The organism is Pseudomonas sp. SIMBA_068 (genome assembly GCF_046534705.1).
GTDB classification, from domain to species: Bacteria; Pseudomonadota; Gammaproteobacteria; order Pseudomonadales; family Pseudomonadaceae; genus Aquipseudomonas; species Aquipseudomonas putida.
Window position 1 is genome coordinate 1 of sequence record NZ_JAWRYI010000813.1, and the last position, 261, is coordinate 261.

At 59.8% G+C, this 261-nt stretch carries 1 protein-coding gene; it reads right to left on the reverse strand.

Going from position 1 to position 261, the window contains the following annotated elements; translation table 11 throughout:
• The coding region (locus SB756_RS31570) for an aldehyde dehydrogenase family protein (protein WP_410913434.1) at window positions 1-246 on the reverse strand (246 nt) is incomplete at its 3' end.
• Window positions 247-261: the final 15 nt, after the last annotated feature.

Genomic DNA, 261 nt, shown 5'->3' on the forward strand with positions numbered 1-261 from the left:
GGTCTGGTTCGCCAGCGCTATCGCCTCTTCAAATGTCTCATAGCGGACTATGCCTAACAGCGGACCAAAGACCTCTTCATCCGGAATGCCCTGCACGCCGGTTAAATCGATAATACCTGGCGTCAGGATGGCACTGTGGCGATCCGGCCAGCGCATTTCCAGCAGCACCTCGCCGCCCGCCTCAACCCGCCGTTGCCACTCACCCATAATCTTCTCTGCCGCGCCGGTGGAGATCACGCTGCCCATAAACGGCTGCGGTTC